The following is a 6,940-nucleotide window of genomic DNA, read 5'->3' as shown; positions in this document are numbered from 1 at the left end:
GTCGGCCCGGGGCGCCTGGAAGTCGCTTGTCAGGTGATCAAGCAGCTCGACCATGGCAGCCGGCGGGCCGGTTGCCATAGGTAAAGAGGAAGCCGAGGTGCGTGTTCACGGGGCCAGTATGCCCCTACGTCCACGCCCGCGGTCAACTGCGTCCACGCCTGTGACCGACCCGGCCGGGCCCGTGCGCGGAACCTGCGCGGGGGAGCAGTGCGGGGGACCGGTGCGGGCACCTGCGCGGGGACGGCCGCATGCCCGGACGCCGTTAGAATCGACTGGTAGAGACCCCCTCCACCCCACCGCCGGAAGGCCGCCGCAGTGTCTGCACAGTCCCCTGGTGCCGCCCCCGACACCGTCCTGGTCGTCGACTTCGGTGCGCAGTACGCCCAGCTCATCGCCCGCCGCGTGCGGGAGGCCCGGGTCTACAGCGAGATCGTGCCGAGCACCATGCCCGTCGCCGAGATGCTGGCCAAGAACCCCGCGGCGATCATCCTGTCCGGCGGCCCCTCGTCCGTGTACGCGGAGGGCGCCCCGAGCGTCGACCGCGCGCTCTTCGAGGCCGGCGTCCCGGTCTTCGGCATGTGCTACGGCTTCCAGCTGATGGCCACGACGCTCGGCGGCACGGTCGACAACACCGGCGCCCGGGAGTACGGCGGCACCCCGCTGCACGTCTCCAAGCCCGGCTCGACCCTCTTCGAGGGCACCCCCGGCGAGCAGTCCGTGTGGATGTCGCACGGCGACGCCTGCAGCGCGGCCCCCGAGGGCTTCACGGTCTCCGCCTCCACGGACGTCGTCCCGGTCGCCGCCTTCGAGAACGACGAGAAGAAGCTCTACGGCGTGCAGTACCACCCCGAGGTGATGCACTCCACGCACGGCCAGCAGGTCCTCGAGCACTTCCTGTACCGCGGCGCCGGCATCACCCCGTCGTGGACGACCGGCAGCGTCATCGACGAGCAGGTCGCCGCGATCCGCGAGCAGGTCGGCGGCAAGCGCGCCATCTGCGGCCTGTCCGGCGGCGTGGACTCCGCGGTCGCCGCAGCCCTCGTCCAGAAGGCCATCGGCACCCAGCTGACCTGCGTGTACGTCGACCACGGCCTGATGCGCAAGGGCGAGACCGAGCAGGTCGAGAAGGACTTCGTGGCGGCCACGGGCGTGCAGCTCAAGGTCGTCGACGCCGAGCAGCGCTTCCTCGACGCGCTCTCCGGGGTGTCCGACCCGGAGGAGAAGCGGAAGATCATCGGCCGGGAGTTCATCCGGGTCTTCGAGCAGGCACAGGCGGAGATCATCGCCGAGGCCTCCGCGACCGACGAGCCCGTCGCCTTCCTGGTCCAGGGCACCCTCTACCCGGACGTGGTCGAGTCCGGCGGCGGCACCGGCACGGCGAACATCAAGTCGCACCACAATGTCGGCGGCCTCCCCGAGGACATCGAGTTCGAGCTGGTCGAGCCGCTGCGGCAGCTGTTCAAGGACGAGGTCCGGATGGTCGGTCAGGAGCTCGGCCTGCCGGACGAGATCGTGCAGCGCCAGCCCTTCCCGGGCCCCGGCCTCGGCATCCGGATCGTCGGCGAGGTCACCAAGGCCCGCCTCGACCTGCTCCGCGAGGCCGACGCGATCGCCCGCGAGGAGCTCACGGCGGCCGGCCTCGACCGGGACATCTGGCAGTGCCCGGTGGTGCTGCTCGCCGATGTGCGCTCGGTGGGCGTACAGGGCGACGGACGGACGTACGGGCACCCGATCGTGCTGCGGCCCGTCTCCTCCGAGGACGCCATGACGGCGGACTGGACGCGGATGCCGTACGACGTGCTCGGCCGGGTCTCCACCCGGATCACCAACGAGGTGGCCGATGTGAACCGCGTCGTCCTCGACGTCACCAGCAAGCCGCCGGGCACCATCGAGTGGGAGTGATCCCGCGCGGGTGAGCCCGCCCGCGCCCGCCTCCGGCTCAGCGGCGGCGGATCGTGCGCAGCCCCGTGCCGTCCGGCCGCCAGACCTCCACGACGAGCTCGTCCCCCTCGACGTACGTCCGTACCACCTCGGTGAGTTCGGCGCGGAAGAGGTGGAACGGTTCGGGCGGCCGCACCTCGCCCGCGTACCGCGCGATCACCTCCGGGTCGTGCACCTCGACGGCGCGGCCGGCGATGCGTACGTCGCCGTCCTGCATGTCGGCGTCCGGGTCCGTACCGGGATTGCCCTGCAGGGCGAAGCGCGGGTCGCGCTGCAGATCGCGCGCCTTGAGCGAGCCGGGCATCATGCCCAGCCACAACTCGCCCGCCAGGAAGCGCACTTCGAGTCCCGAGGTACGCGGCGAGCCGTCCCTGCGGAGCGTGGCGAGCACGTGATGAGTGAAAGCGGTGAGGCGCCGCTCCGCGCGACCGGCGAGTTCGGGTTCGGCGGCGCTGAAGTCCGCCCAGCTCGCGGGGGTTCGTTCGGGGTGTCCGGCGTCGGAGGTGGTCTGCATACGGCCAGTCTGCCGACGAAACCCGACACCCGCTGTCCGGCTTTGCGGCATCCGCTGGAGTCTTCCTACTCGGGCCCGCCGTTCAGATCGGCGAGCAGGCCGTCGAGGGCCGAGCCGAGGGCCTGAGCGTTCGCCTGGTCGAACCAGGTGGTGCGGATGCGCTCGTTGTTCCCCTTCGGCGTCTCGTGGTCGGCGGCGAGCCGGTCGAGGGTGCGGGTCTCGTCGCCCAGGGCGCGCCCGACTCCCTGGAAGAGCCCGCGGACGTAACGCTCGGCGTCGGCCGCGGGCACTCCCTGATCGGCGGCCCAGGAGGTCAGGGTGGCCAGGTACCGGTAGTGGGCGGTCAGCGTGCCCGTGAGCGCGGAGAACACATTGAAGGCGGCCTCGTCCGCGACCGGCAGCGCGCCGCCCAGGCGGCCGAAGAGCGCGTCCACCACCGGATGCGCCGGGCAGGTCACGGTCACTCCACGGCGTTCGCGCACGGCGGGCAGCGGGATGGCGCGGACCACTGCGGCTTCGGTGGCCAGGGTTCGACGCAGGTCGTCGCTCGCGACGCCGGCCATCACGTTCACCACAATCCGGTCCGGGGCGACCCGGAGGCCGCCGAGCGCCGTGTGCCGGTCCTCCTTGCGTACGGCGATGATCACCACCTCGGAGCGGTCCACGACCTCCTGGTTGTCGGCGCAGACCCGTACGCTCGCGTGGCGCGCGGCCAGTTCGGCGGCCGTATCGGCGCCGCGCGGGGAGAGGAACACCTCCGGAGCGTCGTCGGCGCCCTCGCACAGGCCCGTGACGAGGGCCCGGCCGATCTCCCCGACTCCGACGATGCCGATGCGCTGCACTGTGGCTGCCTCCTGGATGTGAGGTACGGAGATGTGAGGTACGGACCGAAGGGTCGTGCACGCGGCCGACCGGGGGCGGACCGGCACCCGGGGCGGCGTCGTACCGGGCCGTCAACCGATCAGATGATGCCAGGTCGAGCGCGATGGCCGATGCGGTCGCCCCGGCGTCGGCGCGAAGCTCGGTACGTGGCCGTCATCGAGATCGAGGACGCAGCGGTGGACCAGACTGGGGCCATGGGCATGCGTAAGCAGGACGGCGCGGCGCCCCGTTTCGGGTCCGGGCTCGCGGCCCGGATCGAGCGTGGGTTCGAGGGGACGGACGTCTCCGCGGACGCGGCCACCGCGCACGCGCACGTCGAGCGGCGCTGGGACACGTTCCTGCGCTGGGGTCCGTATGTGCTGCTCGCGCTGACCGCCGCGCTGGTGGCCGCCACCTCGGAGACCTTCACGCAGTCCGCGGACCGGCGGTGGGCGGCCGCCGCACTGATCGCGGCCGGGTTCGCACTGCAGGTGTGGTGGGGCAGGGCCGGGCGCAAGGCCACCGGTCCGGGCCTGCTGAGCTCGGTCTACTACTGGACGCGCTGGGCCGTCGGCTTCCTGCTTGCCTGGCTCAACCCGTTCGCGGCGTTCTACGCGTCGCTCGGCTACTTCGGCGTGGACCGGCTGCTGCCTGGCCGCATGGCGTTCCTGGGTCTCTTCGCCAGCGCCGTGACGGTCGCGGGGTCGCAGTCGGGCGGTCTCCCGCCGGAGAACTTCGGCCAGTTGGGCCTCTTCGGCGCGGTGCTCTGCGTGAACATCACGCTGATCTACGTGTTCGGCGGGCTCGCCGCGCACGAGGAGCGGCGTACGAAGATTCACCTGGCCACCATCGCCCGCCTGGAGCAGGCCCTCGACGAGAACGCCGGCCTCCACGCCCAGCTCCTGGTGCAGGCGCGCGAGGCGGGTGTCGCGGACGAGCGGCGGCGGCTCGCCGCCGAGATCCACGACACGCTCGCGCAGGGCTTGACCGGCATCATCGCGCAGCTCCAGGTCGTCTCCGCCACGGACGACGCCGCCCTCGCCGAGGAGCACCTGAACCGCGCCTCCGCCCTGGCCCGGCACAGCCTGGGCGAGGCCCGCCGCTCGGTGCACGACCTCGCTCCGGCCGCCCTCGAACACCACGCGCTGCCCGAGGCGCTGGAGCGGACGGTCACCGAGTGGGCCGAACGCACCGGTGTGCGCGCCGGGTTCACGGTCACGGGCACGGCGGAGCCGCTGCACGACGAGCTCGAGGCGACCCTGCTGCGCATCGCCCAGGAGGCGCTGTCCAACGCCGAGCGCCACGCGGACGCGGGCCGAGTGGGCGTGACCCTCTCGTACATGGCCCGTGAGATCGCCCTCGACGTACGGGACGACGGCCGGGGCTTCGCGCCCGGTGCGGTGCCGCCCCGCTCCGGTTCGGGCGGATTCGGGCTCGACGGGATGCGGGCGCGGGCGGCGCGGGTCGCCGGGGCGGTGACGGTCGAGTCCGAGCCCGGTCAGGGCACGGCGGTCTCCGCTCGCGTACCGCTGGTCCACGACGACCGGTGACCGGTGACCGGTCGGCCCCGTGGTCGCCCGCCTACGGATGCGCCGACAGGTGGTCGCGTGCGGCCGTCACGAACGCCTCGCGCAGGCGGGTGAACTCCTCCCAGGTGCCGGGCGGTTCGACATCGACGCCGTGCATGGCGCGGATGCAGTCGACCAGGGCTCGGGCCTCCGCCACCGGGCCGATCCCCTCGAGGTCGATCATGTTGAACTCGCCCTGTGTACGGGTGTATGCCGCGTCCGTCTCGGCGAGCGCCGTCTCCTTGCTCGGGTAGTCGCCGCGCCAGCGGTGCCAGGAGACGCGCGCCTCGGCATCCGTCGCGGTCAGGAACGCGGCGTAGGTCTGCCGGTGCGCGAGATAGATGGGCGTCCAGTCCTGCGCCACCTTGGGCACCTCCCGAATTGACGAACCGTCAGAATGCGCTTCGCGCCCACCATGGCACGGCCGTGATCGACTGAGAAGACCCGTGCGCAGGGCCGCAGCGGCGGGGCGCGTCAATCCCGCGGCGGATCCTCGAAGCCGCGCAGGATCGCGCCCTTGACGAGGGCGAACTCCGCCTCGTCAAGCACCCCTTCGCGGTGCAGCGCGCCCGTCTCCCGCAGTCGGCGCAGCAGCACGTCGTGGTCGGCCGGCTCGCGCGCCTGCCGGGGCCCCGTCGCCGGCCCGTCCCGCTCGCCGGACGCGGAACGTCCCGACGGATGCGGAAGCCGGGCCGTGACCGCCGTGGCCACCAGGACCGTGAGCATGTCCTTGCGCGGATTGCCCCACAGGTCCAGGGCGTACGGATCCTTCTCCGGCGGCAGCTTGGAGAACGCCGAGTCCTTGGTCAGAAACCGCAGACAGCCCTCCTCCGTGCCGGTGTTGGGCAGCCACTCCACGCCCGTCAGCGCGTCGATCCCGAAGATCCGCGGGCCCGTGACCCGCTTGATCCGGTCCGAGGTGTCGCTCCAGTCGATCCGGATCCGGTAGCCGTCGAACGACACGGTCCCGTCGCTGCACCGCACCGAGATCGGGACCGTGGGGCCGGGCAGCAGATACCCGGACGTCGGCGCGTCCGGTATCTGCTCGAGCAGCAGCGTCCGGCGGACCTCCTGGGCGATGTACTCGGCCACCGCGCCATGGCTGGTGTCCACCGCGAGGCGGTACGGGTCGGTGAGCCCCGGCAGCCGGCCGCCGGTCGCTTGCAGCAACGGGTCGGCACCGTCCCGGAGTTGGACACGAAGCCAGCCGGTCCTGCGCTCGGGCTCGAAGGTGATGCCGGCCATCGCCTCCAGCGGGACCGTGATCGCGCCGTAGGACTGGCGCAGCAGGGGCACGCTGCGGTGCAGGCCCGGGCTGATGCGCAAGAGTTCGCCGTCGAAGACCCAGGTGCCGTCCCGCTGGATGATCTCGGCCATGAACACCATTGTCCCAGCCGAGTCAACGCGGCTGTCCCTGCCGAGTCAGCGCGGCCGAGTCAACGCGACGCGGTGCCCTCCGAGTCGGCGCAGGCCGGCGCCGTGTCAACGTACCGCCGCCGTTATCACCCCCGCACCGAGCCCACCCCCACGCGTGACTGACGGTCAGTTACGGCACAATTCCCTTTCATCACATGAGAGTTCGCCGATCCGGGCGAGCCGGGAGATGGGGCGCGGTCGTGGCAGTGCAAGGAACAGCGCAAGGGGTGGTACGGGGATCGGACCCTGCGGCGCACGCGGGCGGCTGCACCTGCGGGGACTGTCCGCACGGCGCACGCGAGGGGCACCGGCGGGCGGTGGCCGCCTTCGCCGCCGAGCGGGACAAGCTGGCCGACGGCGCCGGACTGCCCGCCGCGCTGGCCCACTCGCCGGGCGCATCGCGCCAGTGGGTGTCGGACGAACTCACCCAGTCCGCCGTCGCGTTGGCCGCCCGCAGCAGGGCGGACGGCGAGGCGTGGCTGCGCGCGCTCTGGCGCCGTACCGCCGTCGCCGTCTGGGGCGCCGTCGTCGTCCTCGTCCTCGCCGCCGCGCTGACCGGCATCGGCGCCGGCTGGACCGCGGCACGCACCTCCGCCGTCGTCGCGGCCGTCGCCCTGGCCGCCGCGCTCACCGCGGGCAC

The 6,940-nt window shown here is 72.6% G+C and carries 6 protein-coding genes and 1 pseudogene; 3 read left to right on the top strand and 4 right to left on the bottom strand.

Annotated features, from left to right (window positions below):
* The first annotated feature begins 315 nt into the window (after positions 1–315).
* Positions 316–1,902, top strand: a complete 1,587-nt coding sequence (gene guaA, locus DY218_RS14415) for a glutamine-hydrolyzing GMP synthase (protein WP_128556412.1) — start codon at positions 316–318, stop codon at positions 1,900–1,902.
* A gap of 37 nt (positions 1,903–1,939) precedes the next feature.
* On the opposite strand, the gene DY218_RS14410 is transcribed toward guaA, so the two are convergent.
* Entirely contained in the window at positions 1,940–2,455 is a 516-nt protein-coding gene (locus DY218_RS14410) for a pyridoxamine 5'-phosphate oxidase family protein (RefSeq protein ID WP_128556411.1), read from the bottom strand.
* A gap of 65 nt (positions 2,456–2,520) precedes the next feature.
* Positions 2,521–3,297 (bottom strand): NAD(P)-binding domain-containing protein, encoded by a 777-nt coding sequence (locus tag DY218_RS14405; RefSeq protein WP_128556410.1) that lies wholly within the window; start codon positions 3,295–3,297, stop codon positions 2,521–2,523.
* A 186-nt stretch (positions 3,298–3,483) separates the two neighbouring features.
* Here DY218_RS14405 and DY218_RS14400 point away from each other — a divergent pair, with 186 nt between their 5' ends.
* Positions 3,484–4,866 (top strand): sensor histidine kinase, encoded by a 1,383-nt coding sequence (locus DY218_RS14400; RefSeq protein ID WP_233521593.1) that lies wholly within the window; start codon positions 3,484–3,486, stop codon positions 4,864–4,866.
* Between the two features lie 31 nt (positions 4,867–4,897).
* Here DY218_RS14400 and DY218_RS14395 read toward each other — a convergent pair whose 3' ends face one another.
* Together DY218_RS14395 and DY218_RS14390 are read right to left on the bottom strand one after the other, a co-directional pair.
* Positions 4,898–5,248 carry a hypothetical protein gene (locus tag DY218_RS14395; protein WP_128556409.1) on the bottom strand — a complete coding sequence of 117 codons (351 nt, stop codon included), beginning with the start codon at positions 5,246–5,248 and terminating at the stop codon, positions 4,898–4,900.
* A gap of 110 nt (positions 5,249–5,358) precedes the next feature.
* Complete coding sequence (locus tag DY218_RS14390; protein ID WP_128556408.1) at positions 5,359–6,261, bottom strand: DUF4429 domain-containing protein; 903 nt, start codon at positions 6,259–6,261, stop codon at positions 5,359–5,361.
* Between the two features lie 239 nt (positions 6,262–6,500).
* Between DY218_RS14390 and DY218_RS14385 the strand changes: the two are divergent.
* Positions 6,501–6,940 (top strand): annotated as a pseudogene (locus DY218_RS14385) (hypothetical protein); the annotation flags it as partial.

The sequence above is a fragment of the Streptomyces triticagri genome (genome assembly GCF_003429565.1).
Taxonomy (GTDB): domain Bacteria; phylum Actinomycetota; class Actinomycetes; order Streptomycetales; family Streptomycetaceae; genus Streptomyces; species Streptomyces triticagri.
This window is presented reverse-complemented; position numbering and strand designations above follow the sequence as displayed.